Annotated in this window: 22 protein-coding genes and 1 pseudogene; 13 read left to right on the top strand and 10 right to left on the bottom strand. The window is 67.0% G+C overall.

All coding sequences use genetic code 11. The features are described from left to right. Positions 1 to 74 precede the first annotated feature (74 nt). The gene (locus KZI27_RS17230) at positions 75 to 2,678 is read left to right on the top strand and encodes a DEAD/DEAH box helicase (protein ID WP_222658580.1); all 2,604 of its coding nucleotides are present in this window, start codon (positions 75 to 77) and stop codon (positions 2,676 to 2,678) included. Between the two features lie 26 nt (positions 2,679 to 2,704). Then, positions 2,705 to 3,190: a GNAT family N-acetyltransferase gene (locus KZI27_RS17225; RefSeq protein ID WP_410004010.1), complete on the top strand. Its 486-nt coding sequence runs from the start codon at positions 2,705 to 2,707 to the stop codon at positions 3,188 to 3,190. Positions 3,191 to 3,212: 22 nt separating this feature from the next. Here KZI27_RS17225 and KZI27_RS17220 read toward each other — a convergent pair whose 3' ends face one another. The 5 genes from KZI27_RS17220 to KZI27_RS17200 form a co-directional block, all read right to left on the bottom strand. Further along, complete coding sequence (locus tag KZI27_RS17220; protein WP_222658578.1) at positions 3,213 to 3,617, bottom strand: PIN domain-containing protein; 405 nt, start codon at positions 3,615 to 3,617, stop codon at positions 3,213 to 3,215. Then, positions 3,617 to 3,817 carry a type II toxin-antitoxin system VapB family antitoxin gene (locus KZI27_RS17215; protein WP_123314341.1) on the bottom strand — a complete coding sequence of 67 codons (201 nt, stop codon included), beginning with the start codon at positions 3,815 to 3,817 and terminating at the stop codon, positions 3,617 to 3,619. Before KZI27_RS17215 ends, KZI27_RS17220 begins: the two co-directional genes overlap by 1 nt. Positions 3,818 to 3,862: 45 nt before the next feature. Next, positions 3,863 to 4,900: an NAD-dependent epimerase/dehydratase family protein gene (locus KZI27_RS17210; protein WP_222658577.1), complete on the bottom strand. Its 1,038-nt coding sequence runs from the start codon at positions 4,898 to 4,900 to the stop codon at positions 3,863 to 3,865. A 206-nt stretch (positions 4,901 to 5,106) separates the two neighbouring features. Then, the gene (locus KZI27_RS17205) at positions 5,107 to 5,628 is read right to left on the bottom strand and encodes a ribonuclease H (protein ID WP_222658576.1); all 522 of its coding nucleotides are present in this window, start codon (positions 5,626 to 5,628) and stop codon (positions 5,107 to 5,109) included. Positions 5,629 to 5,698: 70 nt separating this feature from the next. Then, positions 5,699 to 6,538, bottom strand: a complete 840-nt coding sequence (locus tag KZI27_RS17200; protein ID WP_222658575.1) for a LysM peptidoglycan-binding domain-containing protein — start codon at positions 6,536 to 6,538, stop codon at positions 5,699 to 5,701. A 96-nt stretch (positions 6,539 to 6,634) separates the two neighbouring features. Between KZI27_RS17200 and KZI27_RS17195 the strand changes: the two genes are divergently transcribed. Beyond that, positions 6,635 to 6,973, top strand: a complete 339-nt coding sequence (locus tag KZI27_RS17195) for a hypothetical protein (RefSeq protein WP_222658574.1) — start codon at positions 6,635 to 6,637, stop codon at positions 6,971 to 6,973. A gap of 5 nt (positions 6,974 to 6,978) precedes the next feature. On the opposite strand, the gene KZI27_RS17190 is transcribed toward KZI27_RS17195, so the two are convergent. Both KZI27_RS17190 and KZI27_RS17185 read right to left on the bottom strand, forming a co-directional pair. Further along, positions 6,979 to 7,797: an aldo/keto reductase gene (locus tag KZI27_RS17190; RefSeq protein ID WP_222658573.1), complete on the bottom strand. Its 819-nt coding sequence runs from the start codon at positions 7,795 to 7,797 to the stop codon at positions 6,979 to 6,981. A 205-nt stretch (positions 7,798 to 8,002) separates the two neighbouring features. Beyond that, positions 8,003 to 9,208 (bottom strand): MFS transporter, encoded by a 1,206-nt coding sequence (locus tag KZI27_RS17185; RefSeq protein WP_222658572.1) that lies wholly within the window; start codon positions 9,206 to 9,208, stop codon positions 8,003 to 8,005. Positions 9,209 to 9,563: 355 nt separating this feature from the next. Between KZI27_RS17185 and nrdH the strand changes: the two genes are divergently transcribed. The 7 genes and pseudogenes from nrdH (at position 9,564) to KZI27_RS17145 (ending at position 16,441) form a co-directional block, all read left to right on the top strand. After that, positions 9,564 to 9,797: a glutaredoxin-like protein NrdH gene (gene nrdH, locus KZI27_RS17180; protein ID WP_017886897.1), complete on the top strand. Its 234-nt coding sequence runs from the start codon at positions 9,564 to 9,566 to the stop codon at positions 9,795 to 9,797. Positions 9,798 to 9,908: 111 nt separating this feature from the next. Next, entirely contained in the window at positions 9,909 to 10,325 is a 417-nt protein-coding gene (gene nrdI, locus KZI27_RS17175; RefSeq protein ID WP_071291227.1) for a class Ib ribonucleoside-diphosphate reductase assembly flavoprotein NrdI, read from the top strand. A 17-nt stretch (positions 10,326 to 10,342) separates the two neighbouring features. After that, complete coding sequence (gene nrdE, locus KZI27_RS17170; protein WP_222658571.1) at positions 10,343 to 12,448, top strand: class 1b ribonucleoside-diphosphate reductase subunit alpha; 2,106 nt, start codon at positions 10,343 to 10,345, stop codon at positions 12,446 to 12,448. Positions 12,449 to 12,542: 94 nt separating this feature from the next. Continuing rightward, positions 12,543 to 13,544: a class 1b ribonucleoside-diphosphate reductase subunit beta gene (gene nrdF, locus KZI27_RS17165; protein WP_123314333.1), complete on the top strand. Its 1,002-nt coding sequence runs from the start codon at positions 12,543 to 12,545 to the stop codon at positions 13,542 to 13,544. Positions 13,545 to 13,829: 285 nt separating this feature from the next. Next, positions 13,830 to 14,702, top strand: a pseudogene (locus tag KZI27_RS20490) (XRE family transcriptional regulator); the annotation flags it as partial. 301 nt (positions 14,703 to 15,003) lie between these two features. Next, positions 15,004 to 15,438, top strand: a complete 435-nt coding sequence (locus tag KZI27_RS17150; protein WP_222658570.1) for a DUF4411 family protein — start codon at positions 15,004 to 15,006, stop codon at positions 15,436 to 15,438. 199 nt (positions 15,439 to 15,637) lie between these two features. Next, positions 15,638 to 16,441, top strand: coding sequence for a hypothetical protein (locus KZI27_RS17145; protein WP_222658569.1), 804 nt, complete (start codon positions 15,638 to 15,640; stop codon positions 16,439 to 16,441). 518 nt (positions 16,442 to 16,959) lie between these two features. Here the strand turns inward: KZI27_RS17145 and KZI27_RS17140 are convergent. Both KZI27_RS17140 and KZI27_RS17135 read right to left on the bottom strand, forming a co-directional pair. Next, positions 16,960 to 19,278, bottom strand: coding sequence for a hypothetical protein (locus KZI27_RS17140; protein ID WP_222658568.1), 2,319 nt, complete (start codon positions 19,276 to 19,278; stop codon positions 16,960 to 16,962). 489 nt (positions 19,279 to 19,767) lie between these two features. Continuing rightward, positions 19,768 to 20,514, bottom strand: coding sequence for an SDR family NAD(P)-dependent oxidoreductase (locus KZI27_RS17135; RefSeq protein ID WP_222658567.1), 747 nt, complete (start codon positions 20,512 to 20,514; stop codon positions 19,768 to 19,770). Between the two features lie 91 nt (positions 20,515 to 20,605). Here KZI27_RS17135 and KZI27_RS17130 point away from each other — a divergent pair, with 91 nt between their 5' ends. Next, the gene (locus tag KZI27_RS17130; RefSeq protein ID WP_222658566.1) at positions 20,606 to 21,235 is read left to right on the top strand and encodes a TetR/AcrR family transcriptional regulator; all 630 of its coding nucleotides are present in this window, start codon (positions 20,606 to 20,608) and stop codon (positions 21,233 to 21,235) included. Between the two features lie 264 nt (positions 21,236 to 21,499). Here KZI27_RS17130 and KZI27_RS17125 read toward each other — a convergent pair whose 3' ends face one another. Next, the gene (locus KZI27_RS17125) at positions 21,500 to 22,186 is read right to left on the bottom strand and encodes a FadR/GntR family transcriptional regulator (RefSeq protein ID WP_222658565.1); all 687 of its coding nucleotides are present in this window, start codon (positions 22,184 to 22,186) and stop codon (positions 21,500 to 21,502) included. 160 nt (positions 22,187 to 22,346) lie between these two features. Here KZI27_RS17125 and KZI27_RS17120 point away from each other — a divergent pair, with 160 nt between their 5' ends. Both KZI27_RS17120 and KZI27_RS17115 read left to right on the top strand, forming a co-directional pair. Further along, positions 22,347 to 23,591, top strand: coding sequence for an aminotransferase class V-fold PLP-dependent enzyme (locus KZI27_RS17120; RefSeq protein ID WP_222658564.1), 1,245 nt, complete (start codon positions 22,347 to 22,349; stop codon positions 23,589 to 23,591). Between the two features lie 66 nt (positions 23,592 to 23,657). After that, the gene (locus tag KZI27_RS17115) at positions 23,658 to 24,956 is read left to right on the top strand and encodes an ABC transporter substrate-binding protein (RefSeq protein WP_259362713.1); all 1,299 of its coding nucleotides are present in this window, start codon (positions 23,658 to 23,660) and stop codon (positions 24,954 to 24,956) included. Positions 24,957 to 25,112: the final 156 nt, after the last annotated feature.

Raw genomic sequence — 25,112 nt, 5'->3', positions numbered from 1 at the left:
GCGCGCGTATGGAGCCGGGCCTCCCGGTCGTCCGTCCCGACCACCTCGTCACCGCAGCCTGGGAGGATGGGCGCATGACCGACGCCACCACCGTGCCCCCGCTCGTCGCCGCGATCCCGGCGGCGGTGGACGGCGTCGTCGACCCCGACGAGGTCTACGAGGCCTTCGCGGCCTGGGCGGAAGCGGGCGGACGGCCGCTGTACCCGGCGCAGGACGAAGCGGTCATCGAGCTCGTCTCCGGCGCGAACGTCGTGCTGAGCACCCCCACCGGCACCGGCAAGTCGCTCGTCGCGGCCGGCGCGCACTTCGCCGCGCTCGCCGAGGGCAAGCGGAGCTACTACACGGCACCGATCAAGGCGCTCGTCTCCGAGAAGTTCTTCCAGCTCGTCGAACTGTTCGGTGCGCAGAACGTCGGCATGGTCACCGGCGACTCCAGCGTGAACGGCGACGCACCCATCGTCTGCTGCACCGCCGAGATCCTGGCGAACCTGGCCCTGCGCGAAGGCCCGGACGCCGACGTCGACGTCGTGGTGATGGACGAGTTCCACTTCTACGGCGACCCCGACCGCGGCTGGGCGTGGCAGGTGCCGCTGCTCGTGCTCGAGCGCGCGCAGTTCCTGCTCATGTCGGCCACCCTCGGTGACGTCACCACCATCGCCGACGACCTGTCCCGACGCACCGGCCGACCCACCGCCCGCGTGACCGGTGTCAGCCGACCGGTGCCGCTCGAGTACGAGTACGTGATGACGCCCGTGCAGGAGACCGTCGAACGACTGCTGGAGGAGGGCAAGGCACCGATCTACATCGTGCACTTCGCCCAGGCCGCAGCACTCGAACGGGCGCAGTCACTGATGTCGGCGAAGGTCGCTGATCGGGCGCGTCGAGACCAGATCGCGGAAGCGATCGCGGGCTTCCGATTCAGCGCCGGGTTCGGACAGACCCTGTCCCGCCTGATCCGCGCCGGCATCGGCGTGCACCACGCCGGCATGCTGCCGAAGTACCGACGGCTCGTCGAACAGCTCGCACAACGCGGGCTGCTGCCCGTCATCTGCGGCACCGACACCCTGGGCGTCGGGATCAACGTGCCGATCCGATCCGTGCTGTTCACCGGGCTGACGAAGTTCGACGGCACCAAGATGCGCCAGCTGTCCGCGCGCGAGTTCCACCAGATCGCGGGCCGTGCCGGACGCGCCGGGTACGACACCGAGGGCGACGTCGTCGCCGAAGCCCCCGAGCACGACATCGAGAACGCCCGCGCCGTCGCCAAGGCCGGGGACGACCAGAAGAAGAAGAGCAAGATCAAGCGGAAGAAGGCGCCAGAGGGCTTCGTGTCCTGGGGGCAGGCCTCGTTCGACCGGCTCATCGGCGCCGAACCGGAACCGATGGTGTCGCGGATGCGGATCACGCACGCGATGGTGCTGTCGGTGGTGGCCCGCGGCGGTTCGGCGTTCGACGAGGTCCGGTCGCTGGTGTTCGACAACCACGAACCCCGCTCCCGTCAGCTCGCGATGGCCCGGCGCGCACTCGTCATCGCCCGGACGCTGATCAACGCGCAGGTCATCGAGCGGGTGCCGGGGCCTCCGGTCACGTACCGTCTCACCGGCGACCTGCAGTCGAACTTCGCCCTCAACCAGCCGCTGTCGCCGTTCGCGCTCGCCGCGTTCGAACTGCTCGATCCTTCGTCTCCCACCTACGCGCTGGACATGGTCTCGATCGTCGAAGCCACCCTCGACGACCCGCGCGCGATCCTGTCGCAGCAGCAGTTCAAGGAGCGCGGTGAGGAGGTCGCCCGCATGAAGCGGGAGGGCATCGAGTACGAGGAGCGGATGGAGCTGCTCGAGGAGGTCACCTGGCCTCGCCCGCTGTCCGAGCTGTTGGAGGCGGCGTACGAGGCGTACGCGGCTGAACAGCCCTGGGTCCTCGACTTCCAGCTCTCGCCGAAGGCCGTCGTCCGCGACATGTACGAGCGCGCGATGACCTTCGGCGACTTCGTGCGGTTCTACCAGCTCACCCGCTCCGAGGGGCTCGTGCTCCGGTACCTGTCCGACGCCTACCGCACCATGCGGCAGACCATCACCGAGGAGCAGCGGAACCCGGAGCTCGACGACCTGATCGAGTGGCTCGGCGAGGTCGTCCGGCAGACTGACTCCTCGCTCGTCGACGAGTGGGAGGCACTGCTCAACGGTGACGTCCTCCTCGCCCTGGCCGAGGAGCAGGAGATCGCGCCGCCGCAGCCCGCACGGCTCACCGGTAACGTGCGCGCCTTCACGGTGCTCGTGCGGAACGCGCTGTTCCAGCGGGTGCTGCTCGCCGCGCGGGACGACGTCGACGGCCTCGGGGCGCTCGACGCGGCTGCCGGGTTCGACGGGGACGCGTGGGACGCGGTGCTCGAGGAGTACTACGAGTCGCACGACGAGATCCGCACCGACGCCGACGCCCGGTCGATGTCGTACCTGGTGCTCGACCAGACGGGAACAACGGGTGCCGGGGCGACGGGGGCTGCGGGTGCGTCGCGCGTGTGGCGTGCACGGCAGATCTTCGCGGACCCGTCGGGCGACAAGGACTTCGGGTTCTCGGCGACGATCGACCTCGACGCCTCGGACGAAGCCGGTGAGGCCGTCGTCCGGGTCACCGAGATCGGACGGTTCGACGGGTGGACCGACGTGGACGTGGACTGATGCCGGGCGGTGCTGGTCCAGTCGGCGTGCGCGCGCTCGGCGCTGATGACGTCGACGCGTTGCAGGCGCTGCTCGAGACCGTGCCGGACTACGCCGAGCGGACCACGGGGTACCCGCCTGGGCCGTCCGACGGACTGAGCGCGCTGGTGTCGGTGCCGGACGGCTTCGACCCGGCGGGCAAGCACGGCATCGGGCTGTGGGACGGCGACGCGCTCGTGGCGTTCGCAGACGTCCTGCTCGGGTACCCGGCACCGACCACGGCGTACGTCGGACTGCTCGTCGTCCGTGGCGATCGGCAGGGTTCCGGCCTCGGCCGGGTCCTGCACGAGGCCGTCGTGTCCATGGCAGCCGACGCCGGCGCCGACCGACTGCGACTGGGGATCGTGGCGACGAACGCGGCCGGTGCCGAGCCGTTCTGGCGGGCGCTCGGGTACGCACCGACGGGGGAGCGGAAGCCGTACCGGTACGACGGGCTCGAGAGCACGGTGGCGTTGTGGGAGCGGGCGGTCTGATCCCCGTGGGGCAGGAGTGCGTTCAGTGCTCCGGGAGGTATTCGTGCCGGAACTCAGCGACAGCCGATGCGATGTGCTCGTAGTCACGGTCGGAGCTCAGAACCGTCGCCCCGTTGCAGACGGCGTACGCGGCGATGTGGACGTCGACCGGCCCGGCGCCGCGCACGTGTCCGTTGCGCCACAGTGCGTTCTGGATACTCGTCACCGCCGTCACATCAGGGTGGGTCGACGCTTCGAGGAACGCCGCCATGTCGTCGCGATGGTCGTCGTGGTCGGAGCTGGACTGCGCTGAGTGGCAGTACTCGAGTACCTGCGGAGGGCACGTCAGGATGAGGTCCTGAGTCGCGATCTCCCGCAGGCGCTGAGCGATCGCCGGGGAACGGCGCGCTTTCCACCAGACCGAGTTGTCGACGATGTACGTCGCCATCAGGGGTGCAGTTCGTCCGCGGCCGTCGGGTCTGCGGCGAAGTCCCGGGCGATGATCCGCTCGACCGCCGCAGGCTGCCGTCGCACAGCGATGAGTGTCTCGAGCGCGCGCTGGACGACCTCTCTGTTCGAGCGTGCTCCGGTGAGTTGCTTCGCGTCCTCGAGGACCCGCTGATCGAGGTCGATCGTCGTCACTGCCATGAGCACCTCCGGTTTATACAAGCCACTATATACGCTGGCCGACTCCTAGCGACCGACGAGGCCCTTCGCCACCAGGCTCCGGGCCGCCGCCACGATCGCCTGGTGGGGATCACGAGGTGTCCAGCCGAGCACGGTACGGGCTCGCTCGTTCGAGGTGCGCTTGGCGGAGCCGAGGTCGGGCACCATCGCACGGAACTGCGGCTGGGTCTCGGCCGCGGTCCGCACGTCGTCGTCGGGCAGTGTCTGCGTCGGGACCGCCCGGGCGTCGTCACCGAGGTGCTCGCGCAGGGTGGCGGCGATCTCGGCCATCTCGAGCGCCGGACCGTTCGAGAGCAGGAACCGCTTGCTCGCCGCGTCCGGTTCGGTCGTCGCGGTGACGTGCGCCGCGGCGACGTCACGGACGTCGACGATGGGGATGAACAGCCGCGGGGTCGCGGGCATCGCCCCGGAGAGCATGGACTGCAGGATGTGGTTCGCACCGGACACCGCGTGCCCCATCGCCGGACCCATCACCGCGACCGGCATCGTCGTGACGAGCTCCGGCGCACCGGGCTCGGACGCGACGAAGTCCCAGGCGGCGCGTTCGGCAAGGGTCTTGCTCGTGCCGTAGGCATCGACCCCGGGCCCGTCGAGCACCGTCCAGTCGGCCTCGGTGAACACGTGGTCGGAGTGCGGGTGGCCCCAGCTGACCGCGTGGAAGGCCGAGGTCAGCACGACGCGATCGACTCCGGCCGCGTGTGCGGCGCGCAGCACCCGCAGTGTCCCCTCCACCGCCGGGCGGATCACAGAGTCCTCGTCCTCGACGTGGCCGGGCATCACCGGCGAGGCGACGTGGTGCACGACGTCGATGTCCGCGACCGCCTGAGCCCATCCGTCATCGGACCTCAGGTCGGCGGCGACGAACTCCAGCCGGTCGTCGGCGGTCAGGCCGGCTTCGGCGAGGACCGCACGGACCGCGGGTTCACGCTCGAGGGACCGGATCGTGGTGCGGACGCGGTGCCCGGCGTCGAGCAGCTGCAGGATCAGGTGGCCGGCGATGAAGCCGGAGCCGCCGGTGACCAGGACGTGTTCGGTGTTCTCCATGCGTCCAGCATCGTCTCGGGGTCGGACGCGGGCCAGTGCCTCGGTGTTCCTGGGTCTCCCAGACCCAGGCTGACCGAGGGCGGACGCGCTGGCTCGAGACTCGTGCGCGCTGCCGCGAGACTCGTGGTGAGCGACGGTTCTCGGGCGAGCGGCCGCGAGATCAGTCGCTCAGGCCGAGACTCGGCCACCGGCCCGGCGCGGCCGGGTCAGAAGAGCGTGGCGGGCGGGGTTGCCTCGGGCAGTGCGGACGGCTCCGGGACCTCGGCGCCGGGCCAGCCCGGACCGTGCGGCACGTCGGTGTGGTTCTGGTACGCGGTGGCGGCACCACGGGCGCGGACGTCGGCGGCCTCGTTCATCTCGTGGCCGACGTGCCCGCGGACCCACTCGAACGTGACCTTGCGGCCCTGCAGTTCGGCGTCGAGTTCCTTGATGATCTCGACGTTCATGACCGGCTTGCCGTCTGCCTTGCGCCAGTTCTTCCGCTTCCACCCAGCGAGCCACTCGGTGCAGGCCTTGATGGCGTACTGGCTGTCGCACAGGATGTGCAGCGGCTCGCCGGTGTCCTTCGTCGCGCGGAGCAACTGCAGGACGGCCGTGAGTTCGCCGATGTTGTTCGTTGCCCGGGGCCAGCCACCGGCGGCCCAGCGGTCGTCGTCGACGTACCAGGCCCAGCCGGCGGGGCCGGGGTTGCCGAGGGCTGAGCCGTCTGCTGCGGCGACGATCGTCACGAGGGGACCTCCTGGTCGGGGCTGGTGCCCGTCGAGCGTAACGGACGGTCGAGTTCCGTCCGCGCCGAGGTCAGCGGCGCGCAGGGTCGAGGTTCAGCGTGCTGCCCTCGAGCAACCAGTCGTCGGCGCGGGTCTCCATGTACGGGTTGAGCCACTGCACCTCGGCCGGCGTGATGCCGAACCGCTGCGCGACCGTGGTCAGCTCGTCGCCGTGCGCCACCAGGTAGTCCGCCGGACGACCGTCAGCGTCCGTGACGATGCCGTACGCCCCCGGCCGGTCCTTGCCCACGGTGATGCGCAGGTCCGGGTAGGGGTTCGGGATCTTCCAATCCAGAGCACCGACGGCCAGCACCGATCCGACCCACGGGCGTTTCGACGGGTCTTCGTCCGTGACCGAGGCGGGGACGAGCACGACACTGCGCAAGTAGTCGGGGAGCGGGCCTGACTGGCCCATCGTGAACGAGATCGGTGGACCGGCGCTGGCGTCCCACTCGACCGTGTCGCGCACCGAGCTGTCGTCGCCGTCGAGCGGGCTGGCGGTCCGGTGGCGGAACTGCAGGCTCATCGGCTGCGGGTTGGTCGTGCGGTAGCCGGACAACTGTGCGTCGAAGGTGCCCTGGTCGTTCGCAACGATACGGACGTGGATGCTCGTGTCGCCGCTCGGGGACGTGACGTCGGTCTCCGCAGCGACCGTGCCCGTGGGCAGGACCTGCTCGACCTCGTCCGGGTCGTCGTCGACCTGTTCGGTCGTGAGCGTCGGATCGGGGATCGGCTCCGCCGTGCGCTCGGCCGCCTGTCGGGTCGGCTTCGGCAAGGAGTCGTCCCCGCCGAACGCCGTGCACCCCGTGAGGAGCAGCCCCACCAGTGCCGTGCCGACGACCGCGCTCGCCGCGGTTCGCTTCCGTGTCATCGTTCCCCCACGTCGGTGAGCGTACCGCCGGGATCGAGCACGACCGACCGTCGTGACCGAACTGTCACTCGGGGCACACGGACTACCGTCCGGGGCATGAGCGACAGCATCCCCCAGGTCCCCGGCCCCGAGCCGTCCGACGATCGTGCACGCACCGACGCCCTGCGTGACGCCGCACACAGCGACGACGTCGACGGGGTCAGCGAGCGCGAGCAGCGGGCGGCCGACACCGCGTACAGCCCGTCGAGCGAGCGCGAGATGGACGCGTCGCAGACGAAGCAGCGCGACGACGCCGACCTGCGTGCGGACGGCATCGATCCGTCGAAGGTCATCGCCGCACCGGGCACCGGTGGCGCGGACGATGCCGGTGACGTCGAACCCGAGCCCGGTGACCTGCACCTGCCGTGGCAGTCAGAAGCGGACCGTCGGGGCTAGATCGGCTACGACACCGAGTCGGGGTGCGAGCCCGTCCGCTGCCCGGACTCGAGCGTCGCGATCGCCGCGAGCTCGTCGTCGCTGAGCACGAAGCCGTCGACATCGAGGTTCGACCGGATCCGCGAGGGCGTCACCGACTTCGGCAGCACCACGACACCCTGCTGCGCGTTCCACCGGACGAGGATCTGCGCGACGCTCACCCCGTGGGCGTCCGCGATGCCGGTGAGGACCGGTTCGTCGATCAGCCGGCCGCGACCGAGCGGCGACCAGGCTCCGGTGACGATGTCGTGCTGCTGGTGGAACTCGATCAGCTCACGCTGGGGGAGCCACGGGTGCCGCTCGACCTGGTTCAGCGCCGGGACCTCGCCCGTCTCGTTGATGAGTCGCTGCAGGTGCGGCACTTGGAAGTTCGAGACCCCGATGCTCCGTGCCCGACCGGAGTCGCGCAGTTCGACCAGCGCCCGCCAGGTCTCGACGTAGCGGTCGTTCGCCGCGGCCGGCCAGTGGATCAGGTACAGGTCGACCGCGTCGAGCCCCAGCCGCTCGAGGCTGCCGTCGAACGCCCGCAGGGTCGCGTCGCGCCCCTGGTGGTCGTTCCACACCTTGGTCGTCACGAAGACGTCGTCACGGTCGAGCCCGGAGGCCCGGATCGCCTTGCCGACGCCGGTCTCGTTGCCGTACATCTCGGCCGTGTCGACATGGCGGTAGCCGGCGTCGAGCGCGAGACCGACCGCCGTCTCGGCCTCGGTGTCGTCGACCTTGTAGACGCCGAACCCGATCGCGGGGATCGCGGCGCCGTCGCGGAGGGGAAGTGAACTGACCATGCACCCATCCTGCCGGTGCGTGGCGGGCGCGCGCCGGGCCTCCCGGCCATCTGTGGAGAACGCGACCCGCTCGTGGGAAGCACGTTCCTTCCCATACAGGCCGCGATCGCAAACGCAATCGGGCGTACCTGGTCAGAACTTCCGACCAGGTACGCCCGTTTCGACAAAGTACGCCCGAAAGCGCCCGCCCGCCCCCGCCGCGCGCTCAGGTCGGCAGGACCACCGGCTCGGTGTCGGGGATGGGGCTGGCGTCACGGCCGCGCAGGTCGGGCAGCCAGCGCTTGGCCCCGAGCGCGACGACGACGCCCACCCCGGCCATGACCGCACCGACCGTGAAGCCGCCGATCGGACCGCTGCTGTCGATCAGGAAGCCGGCGACGGCGGAACCGCCGGCGGCACCGATGAGCTGGCCGGTGCCCATCCAGCCGTAGGCCTCGGCCGTGTCGGAGAACTTGACCGTGGCGGACACCGAGCCGAACATCACCGCGAGGGCCGGGGCGATGCCGATGCCTGCGATGACGAGGGCGAGGCAGAGCCACCAGAAGTTCGTGCCGCCCAGGGCGAGTGCGAGACCGACGAACACGATGGCCATGCGCGTCCACAGGGTGTTGGGGGAGATCGGACGGTGGCCGAACGCCAGGCCACCGAACAGCGACCCGACCGCGAAGACGGCCAGGACGATCCCGGCGTTCGGGCTGCCCTCGCCGAAGACGCTGGTGACGCTGGCCTCGACCGCGGCGCACGCCCCGATGAGCAGCAGACCGGTCAGGGTGGCGACGACGACCGACGGGCGCTTCAGGACCACGCCGAACCCGCGCTTCGAGCGGGGGATGCGGACGCGGCCGAGCTCGGGGGAGGCGATGAACCACGTGCCGCCGACCACGAGGAAGACCATGGCGACGACGATCGCCTCGACCGTCCCGATCTGGGTCGCGACGAACGTGGTGATGACCGGGCCGGCGACCCAGATGAGTTCCTGGGCGCTGGCGTCGAGGGAGAACAACGGGGTGAGCTGCGACGAGGTCACCATCTTGGGGTAGATGGTGCGCACCGCCGGCTGCACGGGCGGGACCGCGAGGCCGCCGAGGAACCCGACCACCACGTAGCCCCAGAGCGGCATGAGGACGAACCCGATGACGCCCATGCTCACGAGCGCGACGATGCTCGTCAGGATGAGGACGGGGCGCATGCCCCAGCTGCCCATCCAACGGCTGGTGAGCGGGCCCGCGAGCGCCTGCCCGACACTCGTCGTCGCGAGCACCAGACCGGCGGCGCCGTAGGAGTGGAAGACGTGCTCGACGTGCAGCAGGTAGGCCAGCGAGAGCATCCCGAACGGGAAGCGTGCGGTGAGCTGTGCAGCGATGACACGACCCACGCCGGGGGTCTTCAGGAGGGGGCCGTACGTGCTCACGAGACGAGTGTACGGACCGGACGGAACGGGGTGTCACCCGTCCGGGGGAGGTGTGGATCGCGACACGCCGACACGCTGATTCCACACATGTGGATCGTGGCTGTCCACCGGTGTGGGGAAGTGTCGGTGGTCGGGCGGAGACTGGCGGAAACTCGGGCCTCCCGGGAATCCACAGACTGTGGAGGACGTTGTGGAGAACTACATGGCTGTAACACTTCCTCTTGTGGTCGGTGCCGCGGCTAGCCACTAGATGTAGTGTGGAGACATCGCAGCGGCCCCTCCCGGACACGACTGCGGACAGACATCAGCACCACCTCCACAGCACGTGAGAGATCAGTAGAAACCAGGGGAGAACATGGCCGTCACCGTCTACACCAAGCCGTCCTGCGTCCAGTGCACCGCGACGTACCGGGCCCTCGACAACAAGGGCATCGAGTACGAAGTGCACGACGTCTCCACGGACGAAGCAGCGCTCGAGCACGTCAAGAGCCTCGGCTACATGCAGGCCCCCGTCGTCGTCACGGACGACGATCACTGGTCGGGCTTCCGCCCCGACAAGATCGCGACGCTCAGCGCCGAACTGGCGTAGTCGCCTCCCGTCCTGTGGGCGGTCACCCGGACCCGCTCAGGAGGCCCGGATCACCGCCCGCAGGACACCCTCCGGTCCGCCTGTTCCGCACCTTCACCACAGGAGCGCACCATGAGCCGATTGGTCTACTTCTCGAGCGTGTCCGGGTACACCGCACGCTTCGTCGAGAAGCTCGGCCGCGACGCGGACCGGATCCCGCTCTACCCGAGCGAACCCTTCCTCCACGTGGACGAGCCCTACGTCCTGTTCCTGCCCACCTACGGTGGCGGCAACGGCGAGGGTGCGGTCCCCAAGCAGGTCATCAAGTTCCTCAACGACGCGCACAACCGCTCGCTCATCCGCGGTGTGGTCGTCGGTGGCAACACGAACTTCGGCGAGGCCTACGGCCTGGCAGGGGACGTCATCGCACGGAAGTGCAACGTCCCCCTTCTCTACAGATTCGAACTCTTCGGGACCCCTGACGACGTGTCGGCGGTCAACTCAGGATTGGATGCATTTTGGACGCAGCAGTTGCAGACGTCGATCTGACGTCGCCGCAGACGGGGATGGACTACCACTCCCTCAACGCGATGCTCAACCTCTACGACGCGGACGGCAACATCCAGTTCGACAAGGATCGTGAGGCCGCCAAGCAGTTCTTCCTGCAGCACGTCAACCAGAACACCGTCTTCTTCCACAACCTGAAGGAGCGGCTCGACTACCTGGTCGAGAACGAGTACTACGAAAAAGCCACGATCGACATGTACTCGCTGGACTTCATCCAGCGACTCAACGACCTGGCGTACTCGAAGAAGTTCCGGTTCCAGACGTTCCTCGGCGCGTTCAAGTACTACACGAGCTACACGCTCAAGACGTTCGACGGCAAGCGCTACCTCGAGCGCTTCGAGGACCGCGTCGTCATGACCGCCCTCGGCCTGGCCCAGGGCAACGAGCAGCTCGCCATCGACCTGGTCGAAGAGATCGTCGCCGGCCGCTTCCAGCCCGCAACCCCCACGTTCCTCAACACGGCGAAGGCACAGCGCGGCGAGCTCGTCTCCTGCTTCCTCCTCCGCATCGAGGACAACATGGAGTCGATCTCGCGCGGCATCAACTCCTCGCTGCAGCTCTCGAAGCGCGGCGGCGGCGTGGCCCTGCTCCTCTCCAACATCCGCGAGGCCGGCGCCCCGATCAAGCAGATCGAGAACCAGTCCTCGGGCATCATCCCCGTGATGAAGCTGCTGGAAGACTCCTTCTCCTACGCGAACCAGCTCGGTGCGCGTCAGGGTGCCGGCGCGGTGTACCTCAGCGCTCACCACCCGGACATCATGAAGTTCCTCGACACCAAGCGCGAGAACGCCGACGAGAAGATCCGCATCAAGACGCTGTCCCTCGGCGTCGTCGTGCCGGACATCACGTTCGAGCTCGCGAAGAACAACGAGGACATGTACCTGTTCTCGCCGTACGACGTCGAGAAGGTCTACGGCGTCCCCTTCGGCGACGTCCCGATCTCCGAGAACTACCGTGCGATGGTCGACGACTCGCGCATCAAGAAGACGAAGATCAAGGCGCGTGACTTCTTCACGACCATCGCCGAGATCCAGTTCGAGTCGGGCTACCCGTACATCGTGTTCGAGGACACGGTGAACAAGGCCAACCCGATCAAGGGTCGGATCAACATGTCCAACCTGTGCTCCGAGATCCTGCAGGTCAACACCCCGACGACCTTCAACGAGGACCTGTCCTACAAGGAGATCGGCAAGGACATCTCCTGCAACCTCGGCTCGCTGAACATCGCGCTGACGATGGACTCGCCCGACTTCGGCAAGACCATCGAGACGGCCATCCGCGGCCTGACCTCGGTCTCGCAGATGTCGCACATCACCTCGGTGCGTTCCGTCGAGGACGGCAACGACAAGTCGCACGCCATCGGCCTCGGCCAGATGAACCTGCACGGCTACCTCGCTCGTGAGCGCGTCTACTACGGCTCCGAAGAGGGCATCGACTTCACGAACATCTACTTCTACACGGTGCTGTTCCACGCCCTGCGTGCGTCGAACAAGATCGCGATCGAGACGGGCGAGACCTTCGACGGCTTCCGCGACTCGAAGTACGCGTCGGGTGAGTTCTTCGACAAGTACACCGACCAGACGTGGACCCCCGCGACCCCCCGCGTCGCGTCGCTGTTCGACAACGCGAACATCACGATCCCGACGCAGGACGACTGGAAGGCGCTGAAGGCGTCCATCCAGGAGCACGGCATCTACAACCAGAACCTGCAGGCCGTCCCGCCGACCGGTTCGATCTCGTACATCAACCACTCGACGTCGTCGATCCACCCGATCGCGTCGAAGATCGAGATCCGCAAGGAAGGCAAGCTCGGCCGCGTCTACTACCCGGCGCCGTTCATGACGAACGACAACCTGGACTACTACCAGGACGCGTACGAGATCGGCCCGGAGAAGATCATCGACACGTACGCCGCGGCGACGCAGCACGTGGACCAGGGCCTGTCCCTGACGCTGTTCTTCAAGGACACCGCCACCACGCGTGACATCAACAAGGCCCAGATCTACGCATGGCGCAAGGGCATCAAGACGATCTACTACATCCGTCTGCGCCAGCTCGCCCTCGAGGGCACCGAGGTCGAGGGCTGCGTCAGCTGCATGCTGTAGAGCTGCCGCTCTCTTCCTGGAGGCGCGGGGCGGGCCCCGCCCCGCGCCTCCAGTCCGTCATCAGATCACCATCTCGAATCCGGAAGACAATCCCATGACCCTCACCGACCCGGTCCACGCCACGGGCAAGTCCATCCCGCTGATCAGCTCGGTCAGTGCCATCAACTGGAACCGCATCCAGGACGACAAGGACGTCGAGGTCTGGAACCGGCTGGTCAACAACTTCTGGCTCCCCGAGAAGGTGCCGCTGTCGAACGACGTGCAGTCGTGGAACACGCTGACGCCGGCAGAGCAGCAGCTCACCATGCGGGTCTTCACCGGCCTGACGCTGCTCGACACCATCCAGGGCACTGTCGGCGCGATCAGCCTGATCCCCGACGCGATCACCCCGCACGAAGAAGCCGTCTACACGAACATCGCGTTCATGGAGTCGGTCCACGCGAAGAGCTACTCGTCGATCTTCTCGACGCTGGCCTCGACGCCCGAGATCGACGACGCCTTCCGCTGGTCCACCGAGAACGTGAACCTGCAGAAGAAGGCCCAGATCGTCCTCGACTACTACACCGGTGACGATCCCCTGAAGCGCAAGGTCGCCTCGACGCTGCTCGAGTCGTTCCTGTTCTACTCCGGCTTCTACCTGCCGATGTACTGGTCCTCGCGTGCGAAGCTCACCAACACCGCCGACCTGATCCGCCTGATCATCCGCGACGAAGCCGTCCATGGGTACTACATCGGGTACAAGTTCCAGAAGGGCCTCGAGGGCGCCTCGGAAGAGCGCAAGCAGGAGATCAAGGACTACACGTTCAACCTGCTCTTCGAGCTCTACGAGAACGAGGTGCAGTACACGCAGGACCTCTACGACGGTGTCGGTCTGACCGAGGACGTCAAGAAGTTCCTGCACTACAACGCCAACAAGGCGCTGATGAACCTGGGCTACGAGCCGATGTTCCCCAAGGAGACGACGGACGTGAACCCGGCGATCCTGTCGGCGCTGTCGCCCAACGCGGACGAGAACCACGACTTCTTCTCGGGGTCCGGGTCGTCGTACGTCATCGGCAAGGCGGAGAAGACTGAGGACGAGGACTGGGACTTCTGAGTCTGGTCTGACTCGCGGGGGCGCCCCGCTGGCTTCGGCTGGCGGGGCGTTCTCGTTCTCTTGGTGACCCGCAGCCGTCCGGGTAGCGGACGCTCATCGAGATCTGCATCGGACGGGTCATGTGAGACGGGCGGTGTTCGGTGCGGGCGTCAGACGCGGAGGTGTGCGGTCGAGGACCGGCCATACAGAGGCGATGAGTTGCGCACCACTTTGGCCGCGTCCTGGAGCGTGAGAGTCAGTGCGGGTCTGTACGCTTCCCATCATGGGTAGCTCGGGGGTGAGCTGATGGCGGTTCAACGTCACCTCGCGGTCGAGCCGGACGTGTTGGTTTGGGCACGTGAGTCCGCTCGGCTTGGCGTCGGCGAAGCTGCGGCTCGCATTGGAGTGAGTACTGCTCGAATCGACCAGTGGGAGCAAGGGACTCACGAACCCACGATCATTCAGCTGCGGAAGGCGGCGGCCGCGTACAACCGGCCGCTGGCTGCAATGTTCATGCCGGTTCCGGTGCAGGACGAGGCGGTGTTCGAAGTGCCAGACTTCCGCCGACCCGAGAGCGAAGGGGACGAGTCGGCGATCCTGCGGAGGGCGATTCTTCGCGCTCGGCGACAACAGGATGCGTTGCATGAGGCGCACGACGACCTTGGAGAGCTACCATTCCCCGTCCTGCAGACAGTCGGAATTGATGCCGACGATGCTGAGCGCTCCGGCGAGCTCGTGCGTCAGCAGCTCGCCCTTGACGAGCTGCCCGCTCTGCTATGGTCAAAGCCCGCCGAGTTGTTGCGTGAGATAGTCCGGCGTGTCGAGTCTCGCGGCTACCTCATCATCCAAGTGCAGCGCGTTCCGATCGCCGAGATGCGCGGCTTCTCAATCGCGGATGACCTTGCGCCGGTCGTCGCGTTGAACGGCAGCGATTGGCCACGCGGCAAGGTGTTCACGCTGATGCACGAGCTCACGCACTTGGGACTTCGCAGCGGCGCACTGTGCGATCTCAGCCGGGAGGGCGCCTCACCCGAGGAGCGGTTCTGTGACCAGGTCGCGGCGGCGACGCTGATGCCGGCGCGGCAGTTTCGGGCGGAGACCCGCCAACGGAACGTGTCAGCCCGCTCCTATGACGACCTTCGCGGGCTCGGCGATCGCTTTGGGTCCAGCGCGGAAGCGGCCTTGCTCCGGATGGTGAACCTCCGGCTGGCGACGTGGGATGACTACACGCTACTGCGCAGGGAGTTCCGGTCCGCGTACGAGTTGTTCAAGCGAGACGAGAAGGATGCACGCGCGGGGAAAGACTCGCCGATCTACTACCAGCTCAAGGTCCGTGATTTGGGTCAGCGTTCATCGTGTCGATGCTGCGTGCGCACAACGAGGGTGTGCTCAGTTCCCGCGATACCGCGCACCTTCTCGACGTGTCGTACGATAAGATCCCTAGGCTACTCGAACGTATCAGGACCGATGAGGTGCTGGTATGAGCGGCGGCCAGGTCTACTCCGTCGACACGAGCGCGCTCATCGACGGTATGGAGCGATTCTACCCGCGACCGAACTTTCCGGCGTTATGGGAACGCATCGACCTGCTCATCGACGACGGCCGCATGCACATTTCCGAAGAGGCATGGTCGGAAGCGACCTCCGTGGACGCGCCTGTGCGGGAGTGGTGCGAGGAAGAGGGAGCGGGGCGAGAGCGCAGCATCTACGCAACTACAGCGGCAGTTGCTGCGATCGCTGGCCAGATCGGCACGCAGTTCCCCAACTGGGTCAAGCAGGGCCGGAAGAATGGCGCTGACCCATTCGTCATCGCCGTCGCGGAGGTCGAGGGCGGCATGGTCATCTCGGGCGAAACGAACGGCGGCCCCGGTCGGCTGGTGGACTTGATCACTTCCGAGGACTGGGTCATCGGCTGACGAGGCGAGAAGAGCGTGCTCGGCACGAGCGAGCTCTGATGCGGTCGGCGTTTGACGGCAGCAAATTCACCACGAACGCCTGACCAAGTGACGAGTTCTGAGTCCTCCCCTCAGCTTGCCGCCCAACGAGACGGAGGAAACGTCGGTTGGCCACTACTGGGGGTTGGTCTGCAAGCCCTCGTGTTGCCATGATTGCGTCATGAGTTGGAGAGAGTTTGCGCTGGGCATGACCGAACAAGTTCTCTCGTGGCCCGTGGTGGTGCTTGTGATCGTGCTCATCTTGCTGAAGCCACTCCGCAAATTGATCGACCGCATCAAGACTGCGAAAGGATTTGGGGGTGAACTCGAGTTTCAGGAGCTCTTGGAGGACACCGAGGAGTCGATTCTCGATGGCGAACGGGCAGAAAGACGGGGCTGGCGCTGGGGCCGGCGCAGGCGCCGCCCCGGCCGAACTGCGCCTGGTGCTGACACCGCGCCTAGCACTGGGGCTGTCGCTGGCCTTTCCACCGCGCCAAGCGACATTGACAGCGCTGGACCTGCTACCGCGCCTGGCAACAGCGACGACCCTGTGAGCGGCACCGCGCCCAGCGGCCGCGCTGGCAGCGATCCTGTTGACCACGAGGAGGAGCGGGACACGGTTGTAGAAGGACCGATTGCTGAACCGTATGTGCCCGATCCCAGTCGAGACCCGTCCGGGGCAATCATGATGTCGTGGACGGCCCTCACGCAGGTACTGTTCGACCTTCGAGCCGTCACGGCTGGCCCCGGTCGACCGAGTAAAAATCCGCGTATCGTTCTGGACCAGCTGCGGAAGAACGACGTTATCTCTAGCAAATATTTTGAGGCAGTGCACAACCTCCTCGCGCTGCGAAACCACGTGGCTCACGGTGAAGCTGTTCCGACTTCTGGGGCTGCCCGCAACTACGTGGAGTTGGCGAATCAATTACGAGTAACCGCCCTATCACTGATCGCCAGCCTGCAAGACGATCTGGACCAGGACTAGTAGCGGCGCGGGGGCCGGCCACCGGTCCACTTCGAGACTGGGTCACCGCATCGGGCTGCTAACTAACGGGACGGAGACTCAGCAGCTCGCGAAGCTCCGGCCTTCGCCACTCTCGCGTCTGAGCTCGAAGTCGAGCTGGCGGCATGCTTGCTCGTGGGGGACGATCAGGTGAGGGACGCTGGCAGAGAGAGGGCATCGGAAATGCAGACGCTGCTGGTCGACGGCTGCAAGCGCACATGGCTCACGATCGGTGAGTTGGTCGTGTCCGCAATCGCTGAGTCTGCGGGTGCCGGTTAGACGATCGCTGACCGAGACAGGAAAGCCTTCCGACGCCACGGCGCCCCTGCCATGTTGGACCGAAGCACTGCGCGGCGCGCGAAGCGCAATCAGCGCACCGCTATTTGACACGCTCATGACGACGCCGCACGACCGACAGCGATGCGGGACGCACCAGCGCTACGTGATCGGATTGATGGCTCCGCGTTGAGCAGCCCAAAGTTCGCCCGGACGCCGCGACCTCAGGCAATCGGAGCAGGAGACGCGAGTTCCTCGACCGTCTGGTTGGGCTGACTCGGGCTGTCGGGGCTGCCCGGTTCAGGTCGGTGCGGAATCCCCTCCCAGTACTCGGAGTACTCGGAGTCGAAACCCTCGCGGAAGCGCAGCATCTCGTTCGGCTCCGCGAACACTGCGCCCTGCATGAGGTACACGGGCAGCGTCAGGGAGGGCAAGCCCAGCATGCCGAAACCGCTCGGGCCGGAGAACGAGATGTCCGCCCCGTGAGATCGCATCAGGGTAGATGCTCGGCCCCATGCATCGATGCTTGTCGATACTGCTTGGTAGGTGTTCCTCACACAGCCGATCTCCTCGAGGAGCCGCAACGCAGAACGGGCCTTCGAGAGCGCGTCGTTGACCTCTAGGACACTTGGGGTCCTCTGCGATTTTGCATGTGCAAGTCCGTTCCGCGCTGTCATGATTCCCGAATTACTTAGTTGCTGGCCAACCGCATGGAGAGTCTGCGGGAGCGTGTGCTGCGACGAGTCGGTCAGATCAAGGAATGGGATGGTGTGACGGAAGGGGAACCGCTGCAGATCCGTGCGCCGAGCGAACTTCGGGAGCTCCTGCTCATCGCGCAGGAAATCTGCACTGTGAGAAAGCAGGCTAGCCAGGTGATCTGAAAGTCGAATAAAACCCTGCACAATGCTATTGAGGTCTGGGTCCTCTCGCAGATCATTCTGAGCTACCCCAGGCTTCCGCTCGACAGACGCATTCAACCTCTCAATTGTGAAAGCCCTAGCTGCGGTGTGATGATGCCGGAATGGGCTCTTCGACGTAACGTGGTCTGTAAGTAGTGCCCAGGTCGTGAAGGTGAGCGAATCGAACAGGAATCGCTCAAGCTCAACGAAGTAGTTTGACGCGATCTCCCTCAAACGCGGCTCGGTCGATTCAGCGCTTGCCGATGCTGTGGTGACAAAGGTTTCGAGTGCCTGATGACGGTCCCAGTATTCATCTCTAACGTCTGTGCGACGCTCCAACGGGAAGCCCAACTTCCACAGGATGCGGTCTACGAAGTCGTCGTCCGTGCTGAGTGTAATCTTCAAGGCATCAGCGGCCCGCTGAGCGTTCCGCCGTCGGCCGAGGATCAAAGTCGAAACTATGCCGCGCGGACTCTCCTGGCGGAGGAACTCCTCCAGCCGAGCACCGGTCGTTTTACCCTGCACGTCACGGAGCATCCAGGCAAGCTCATCCATATCCTCCGGTGAGTCCTTATCAAACATTGCGCGGACGGTCGACGCCAATCGGAGGAGCGTCGTGGTTTCATCGCGGGGGCGAACACGGTATCCAAGCGAACTCGCTTCGGGCCGGAGGCGCCACGCGCCGGATCTTGTTCGATGATTGACCACCGGCCGGCGGACTTCGCCCACGGGGATCCGAACCGCCTCGTCGCGTATCGCTAGGTCGAGTAGGCGGGCGAGATTGTCGTCCGTTTCAGTCAGCAGTATGTGGAGCAACTGTGCGCGATCGAGGTCCGGAAGCCACTTCTCCATGGATCCTTTGAGGTCGAAACGACGTGCCTCGCCCGTAAGGCGTCCCTCTGTTCGCTCATTCACATAACCGACAAGAACACGCAACTCATCGTCGGAGAATCCGTCCCCGAGCAGGAAAGGTAGTGTCGATCCGTCATCGATCGCATACGGGTTGTAATCACCCTCGGTGAAGTCGAGGACGAAGCCGTTCCAGTCTGCCGGATCCTTCGAAACTTGATCTAGCACCTTATACAGGGCCGATCGCGTTTTGTTGATGCTGGCGTCGTAGCTTGTCGTGAGTCGCACGGAGTGAACGGCCGCACACGAGAGATCCGCACAGTGTTGGATTGGCACGGACAAACGTGGCGCTAGTGCACGTCGATGTGCCACTCTGCGCACGCCGAAGGGACCAATCAGGAACGGGCCAGAGTGAAAGACGCCGCGCGGCTTGCCGTCTAGGAGACGCAGAGTGTCCTCGTGCTTCAAAATCGCGCGCTCTTCCGGGATGAGACTTGCTGCGCCGTCGTACAACGCCCGACCGAAGATTAGGGGAAATCTGATTCGCCCATCCAGGACGTAGTTTGAAATTGCTTCAATGAGACGATCGACATCAATTTTGTCGACGTCGATAAGTGGCTCAAGGTGTACGAGGCCCAGCAGGCACAAAAGGTTAGCGTCCTTGGCATCGACAGATTCCTTGGTGATCAACTGATCGCGGACCTTCCTGCCGGCATCACTCAGCACAATTGCCCGGTTCAGTTCGTCTGAAACCTTAAAGTTTCCTTCAATCACGGAATGGCTCAGGAGGTCCACGATTGCGAGCAATTCTAGGAAACGCTGTCGCCACACGGGGTCCGGGTAGGCTCGAGCGAGAGCTGCGCGATCGCGGGGTTCGTGTGACATTGGTTCCTCCTTTGAACACTGAGTAAACCTTAATGTCCTTTGCGTGGCGGTCCTACCGCTCGTTCGAGGGGCTTGGATCGGGGCCCGCGTCTGTGCTGTCTCAGAAGCGGTTGCGGTGAGCAGGGGAAACCAAACCCGAATCCTCTGACCGCGCAGGGTGCCCGTTAGCGGTCGCCCAGCGAGCGTGCGAGAGGACGGCGCCGACCGCCGCCAAGGACTCAGTCACCGTCTCACTAGCCGATCGGCTATCGAGACGGCGCCGACGGCTGACCGCGTGATAGGCGGCGGACGTGAGGAGAGGTTGCGCTGCGACGAGGGAGGGCGAGGAGTCCCAGAACCCACCAGGTGCCGGCGTCGTGCGGGGCAGCTTCATGCAGACCCGACAGGAGGCTGACGGAGTCAAGCGATGCTGCTGCCCCCGTCGACGAGGAGCTCGCTCCCGGTCATCCCCGAGCTCTGGTCGGACACGAGGAAGAGCACGGTGGCGGCGACCTCCTCCGGGCGCAGGAGGCGGCCGAACGGCATACCGCTCGCCATCTGCTCGAGGAGCGCGTCCGGGTTGCCCGGAGCGAGGCCCGCGAGACCCGGGGCCTCCGTGGGCCCGGGGACGACGGTGTTGATCCGGACGCCGCGCGGCGCGAGCTCCGCTGCCCACGTGCGGGTGAGGGCGGCGATCGCGGCCTTCGACGCCCCGTACAGGCCGAACGATGGCTCGGTGCCGGCTGCCGCCGTCGATCCGGTGACGACGACGGCGGACCCCTCGCGCAGGAACGGCAAGGCGCCCTGGACGGTCAGGGTGGTCCCGCGGACGTTGGTGCCGAACGTCGCCTCGAAGTCCTCGGAGGTGACGGCGTCGAGCGGCTTGAACTCGCCGCCACCGGCGTTGGCGTGCATGGCGTCCAGACCGTGACCACGCTCGGCGACCGCAGCGAAGACGGTTGCGATGTCCTCCGCTCGGGCGGCATCGGCGCGGATCGTCGTGACCGCGTCGCCGAGCTCGTCGCGCACGGCGTCGAGCGCCTCCTGCCGTCGCCCGGTGACGAAGACGTGTGCCCCCTCGGCGACGAAGCGGCGCACGACGGCGAGCCCGATACCCGAGGTACCGCCCGTGACGAGTGCGGTCTTGTCCTGCAGTGCTCCGACCATGAAGTCCTCCTGGAGTTGTTGTTGACTGCTTGGTCCAGAACAGTACGTCGTGCTTGACTGATCAGTCAACAATGACTTCCGAGGAGCCCACATGCCCCGACCGCGCAAGTTCGACGAGGCCGACGTCGTCGAGCGCGCCCGGCGCACGTTCGCGGAGTCCGGGTTCGACGGCACCTCCCTCGACGACCTGCTCGCGGCGACGGGACTCGGGCGGCAGAGCCTCTACAACACGTTCGGCGGCAAGAAGGAGCTCTTCATGCGCGCGTTCCTCAGCGACACCGCCGAGGCCGTCGAGGTCGTGCAGGCGGTTCTGCGGAGTGCGGAGTCGCCGATCGCACGGATCCGGACGCAGTTGGTGTCCGTGGCCGTGGAGCACGGTGCAGCGCAGGGGGCACCCTCGCTGCTGCTCCGCGCGGCGGTGGAGCTGTCGGCCCGTGACCCGGAGGTCGCCGCGACCGTCACGGAGACCTTCGACACCATCCGCGCCGGCTACACGGCTTGCATCGTCGACGCGCAGGCGGCCGGCGAGGTCGAGGCCGATGCCGACGCGGAGGCGCTCGGCACCTACTTCTGCGCGGTGATCGAGGGGATGGGGGCGATCGGGCGCGTCGGGACCTCGCGAGCGGCGCTCCTGCAAGTGGGGATCGCGAGCCTCGCGGCCCTGCCGATCACGTCGCTCGGCAAGGAACACCTCGGCACCGCGGACGGTCCCTGGGACTGAAGGTCGGCGCGTGTCAGGGTGACGTCACGGCGACGTGACCGGCGGGGCGGGGCGTTGCCGCGCCTCCTGCCCGGGTCTGGAGGCGCGCATCCAGCGGGCGCGACGGCGCGGGTTCCAGAAGCGCTCACCCAGGTGGCGTCGTCCGCGCACCCTCGGTGTCGTCTGCGCCCGCCGGGCCGGTGCCGACCTGGTCGAGGTCCTCGTTCGTGCCGCCCACCTCCCGGCCGCTCCGCTGGTTGCAGACAAGCCGTTCCGCCGTGCGTGTCAGCCCGTCGGGTCGGGACGGTAGTGCCGCAGCCACTGCTCCGTCTGTGCGACGTGGCTCGCCGCCGCCGTGGCTGCGGCGACCGGATCGCGCTGCCGGATGGCCCGTGCGATGGCCCGGTGCGCCTGGTCGCTGGTGTGCTTGATGGTCTGCCCGTCCGGCATGTCGAACATCTGGTACGCGCGACTGCGGCTCCGGAACACGCCGAGCAGCGCGACCATGGTCGGGTTGCCTCCGGCCCGGGCGATCGCCTCGTGGAAGTCGGAGTCGAGCTGCGCGGACTCCTCGACGTCCGTGGTGGCCTCGAGTGCGTCGAGCACGCCGTCGAGCTCGTCGAGCAGGTCGGTGCTGGCGCGCGCGGCGGCCTGGGCCGCGGCGTGGCTCTCGAGCACCCGGCGCAACTCGTACACGTCGAGGAGTCCGGACAGTGGCAGCAGGCCGACGGTGAGGGCGAGGCTGCCGATGATGTCCTCGGGGCGGAGCGCCGACACGTAGACGCCGGATCCGTGGCGGGACTCGACGGCACCGAGGGCGGAGAGCATGCGGACAGCCTCGCGCAACGACCCGCGCGAGACCCCGAGCTCCTGACAGAGGTCCGCCTCGGGCGGGAACCGCTGCCCGGCGCCGAGGCGCCCTGAGCTGATCATGTGACGCAGGCCGTGGAAGGCATCGTCGACCGCGGACATCGCGCCCCTCTCGTCGGGGCGAGCCTACCGGCACGAAGTCGGGCCATCAACATGCTTCGACGGGTGACTCATCGGATGTCCTTGCAGTTGATCGGGCTTTTGACACGTTCGTAACGCAGTCGAAACCGTAGTCATCTGATGACTTCCTAGTGTTGCCGGCATGGCATTCGCGACCACCACCGACGCCGCTCGAACTGATCCCGCGGTCGGCCCCGAGCCGCTGACGCTCCAGGACGGGCGGCCGGCGGCTGCTGCGTTCACGCTCGACCCGCACCTCGGCCACCTCAACCACGGCTCGTTCGGCGCTGTGCCCCGCGCCACGCAGGCCGAGCAGCAGCGCCTCCGTGACGTGATGGAAGCAGCCCCGGTCGCCTGGTTCCCGCCGCTGCCCGGGCTCGTCGCGCAGGCTCGCGGCCGCGTCGCCGAGTTCCTCGGCACCGACGTCCGGGACACGGCGTTCGTCGCGAACGCGAGTGCCGGCGCGAGCGTCGTCTACTCGAGCCTGCCGGTGGGCCGCCGTGTCGAGATCCTCGTCACCGACCACGGCTACGGAGCGGTCACGATGGGTGCCGAGCGACTTGCCCGGCGCTGGAACGGCCGCGTCCGCACCGTCTCGGTCCCGCTCGACGCCGACCACGACACGGCAGCCCAGATCATCACGGACAGCATCACCGACGCGACGTCCCTCGTCGTCATCGACCAAGTGACGTCCCCCACGGCGCGGCGCCTCCCGGCCGGGGCGGTGGCACGGCACGCCGCGCAGCTCGGAGTGCCCGTCCTCGTCGACGGTGCGCACGCGCCCGGACTGCTCGCCGATCCGCTCGCCGACCTCGAGTGCGACTTCTGGGTCGGCAACCTGCACAAGTTCACCTGTGCGCCCCGCGGGACCGGCGTCCTGGTCGCCCGCGGCCCCCTCGTCCAGGAGCTCAACCCGTCGATCGACTCCTGGGGTGCGACCGACCCCTTCCCGGAGCGCTTCGACACCCAGGGCACCCTCGACCTCACCGGTTGGCTCGCGGCATCGACGTCGCTCGACCTGATCGGCGACACGTGGGGATGGGACACAGCTCGCCGCTACATGTCCGACTTGGCCGACCACGCCGTCGACGTCGTGGCGGGAGCCTTCTCGGCGATCACCGGCGAGGACCACCGCGTCGACGTCGGCATGCCCGTCGGCGCGCTCCGCCTCGTGCGGCTGCCCGGAGCGCTCGCCGCCGGACACGGCGAGGGCAACGCGCTCCGCGACCGCGTCCTGGACGAGCTCGGCGTCGAGTGCGCGTTCACGGCCTTCGCGGGCGTGGGCTACCTGCGGCTGTCGACCCACGTCTACAACACCGCTGCCGACTACGAGTCGTTCGCCGAACGCTGCGTGCCCGTCCTCGCGGACTGGGCCCGCACCGCCTGAGGACCTCCGACCGCACCACCCGTCCGACCCTGACGACACGTGCTCCACCTGACACGAAGGACAACCGTGAAAAGCACCAAGATGATCGCGGCGCTCAGCCTGGGCCTCGCCACCGCGCTGCTGGCAGGAGGCTGCTCCGCCCCGAGCAGCAGCGACGGCACCGTCACCCTGCAGATGGTCGAGAGCCTGACGAACCCGACGCGCACGACGCTCCTCAAGGAGCTCCTCGCCGACTTCGAGGACGAGAACCCCGACATCCGGGTCGAGCTCATCTCGCCGCCGACCGACCAGGCCGACCAGAAGATCCAGCAGATGCTGCAGTCCGGCAACGGTGTCGACGTGCTCGAGGTCCGTGACACGACGGTCGGGCCCTTCAGCGCGAACGGCTGGATCAGCGACATGTCGACCGAACTCGACGACTGGTCCGGCTGGGACGACCTGACCGAGAACGCCGTCGACTACGCCAAGAACGACGACGGCACCGTCTACTACATCCCCTACGGCTTCTACGGCCTGAGCCTGTTCTACCGCACGGACCTCACGAAGGACGCCGGGTTCGACGCCCCGCCCGCCTCGTGGGACGACCTGCTCGAGCAGGCCACGGCGGTGCAGGAGTCGGGCGACGGCGACTACGGCTACGCCTTCCGCGGTGGCATGAACGGCAACTCCAACCTCGTCACCGCCATCGAGGCCTACGTGGCCGACGACCTCGACACCGAGAACGCGTTCCGACTGGAGAACGGCGACACGATCTTCTCGGCACCGGAAGCCCAGGACGCCGCCGACATGTACTTCGACCTCTTCGAGAAGGCCTCGCCGCCGTCGAGCGTCGCGTGGGGCTACCCGGAGATGGTCGAGGGCTTCTCGAACGGCTCGACCGCGTTCCTCCTGCAGGACCCCGAGGTCATCAGCGCGATCGGGACCTCGACGGCCATCGAGGCCGACCAGTGGACCACGGCACCCCTGCTGACCGGGCCGACCGGGAAAGCCGCCCAGGCCGTCGCCACGTCGGGCTGGGGCACCGCTGAGTCGAGTGAGCACAAGGCCGAGGCAGCGAAGCTGATCGAGTTCCTGTCGTCGGGCGACGCCTCCACGCGCTTCACCAAGGAGAACAGCCTCGTCCCGATCCTGACCAGCGCCACCGAGGACCCGTTCTACAGCGAGGGCGCCTGGGCGAGCTACGTCACGATGACCGACGCACCGGAGACCTACATCCCCGTCGTGCAGCCGCGCACCGTCGCATGGTGGACCGAGTGGACCCAGAAGGCCGACTCTGAGCTGCAGCGGGTCCTCGTCGGCGACATGACGAGCAAGCAACTGCTCGCCAGCTGGGACGAGTACTGGACCGAGAAGGACGCGAAGTGACGGTCCAGGACGCGTCCACCGCGCCGTCCGCGGTGTCGGGGGCCGGCGCCGGCACCACTCCTCCGGCCCCGGGTGGTCGAAGCGGTGGCAACGACCCGAGGAGGCGCGGCTCCTCACCCGCAGGTCGCCGCACCTTCACGAAGCGGAAGGGACTCA

It is taken from the genome of Curtobacterium sp. TC1 (assembly GCF_019844075.1).
Taxonomy (GTDB): domain Bacteria; phylum Actinomycetota; class Actinomycetes; order Actinomycetales; family Microbacteriaceae; genus Curtobacterium.
The sequence above is the reverse complement of the archived record's forward strand: the minus strand, read 5'-3'. Positions and strand labels throughout refer to the sequence as shown.

Bases quoted from the DNA above. Each gene is read 5' to 3' on its own strand.
- KZI27_RS17230 (WP_222658580.1), top strand. From the start codon at position 75: ATGACCGACGCCACCACCGTGCCCCCGCTCGTCGCCGCGATCCCGGCG.
- KZI27_RS17220 (WP_222658578.1), bottom strand. From the start codon at position 3,617: ATGGCGACGTACATCGTCGACAACTCGGTCTGGTGGAAAGCGCGCCGT.
- KZI27_RS17215 (WP_123314341.1), bottom strand. From the start codon at position 3,817: ATGGCAGTGACGACGATCGACCTCGATCAGCGGGTCCTCGAGGACGCG.
- KZI27_RS17210 (WP_222658577.1), bottom strand. From the start codon at position 4,900: ATGGAGAACACCGAACACGTCCTGGTCACCGGCGGCTCCGGCTTCATC.
- KZI27_RS17200 (WP_222658575.1), bottom strand. From the start codon at position 6,538: ATGACACGGAAGCGAACCGCGGCGAGCGCGGTCGTCGGCACGGCACTG.
- KZI27_RS17195 (WP_222658574.1), top strand. From the start codon at position 6,635: ATGAGCGACAGCATCCCCCAGGTCCCCGGCCCCGAGCCGTCCGACGAT.
- KZI27_RS17190 (WP_222658573.1), bottom strand. From the start codon at position 7,797: ATGGTCAGTTCACTTCCCCTCCGCGACGGCGCCGCGATCCCCGCGATC.
- nrdH (WP_017886897.1), top strand. From the start codon at position 9,564: ATGGCCGTCACCGTCTACACCAAGCCGTCCTGCGTCCAGTGCACCGCG.
- nrdI (WP_071291227.1), top strand. From the start codon at position 9,909: ATGAGCCGATTGGTCTACTTCTCGAGCGTGTCCGGGTACACCGCACGC.
- nrdE (WP_222658571.1), top strand. From the start codon at position 10,343: ATGGACTACCACTCCCTCAACGCGATGCTCAACCTCTACGACGCGGAC.
- nrdF (WP_123314333.1), top strand. From the start codon at position 12,543: ATGACCCTCACCGACCCGGTCCACGCCACGGGCAAGTCCATCCCGCTG.
- KZI27_RS17150 (WP_222658570.1), top strand. From the start codon at position 15,004: ATGAGCGGCGGCCAGGTCTACTCCGTCGACACGAGCGCGCTCATCGAC.
- KZI27_RS17145 (WP_222658569.1), top strand. From the start codon at position 15,638: ATGAGTTGGAGAGAGTTTGCGCTGGGCATGACCGAACAAGTTCTCTCG.
- KZI27_RS17135 (WP_222658567.1), bottom strand. From the start codon at position 20,514: ATGGTCGGAGCACTGCAGGACAAGACCGCACTCGTCACGGGCGGTACC.
- KZI27_RS17130 (WP_222658566.1), top strand. From the start codon at position 20,606: ATGCCCCGACCGCGCAAGTTCGACGAGGCCGACGTCGTCGAGCGCGCC.
- KZI27_RS17125 (WP_222658565.1), bottom strand. From the start codon at position 22,186: ATGTCCGCGGTCGACGATGCCTTCCACGGCCTGCGTCACATGATCAGC.
- KZI27_RS17120 (WP_222658564.1), top strand. From the start codon at position 22,347: ATGGCATTCGCGACCACCACCGACGCCGCTCGAACTGATCCCGCGGTC.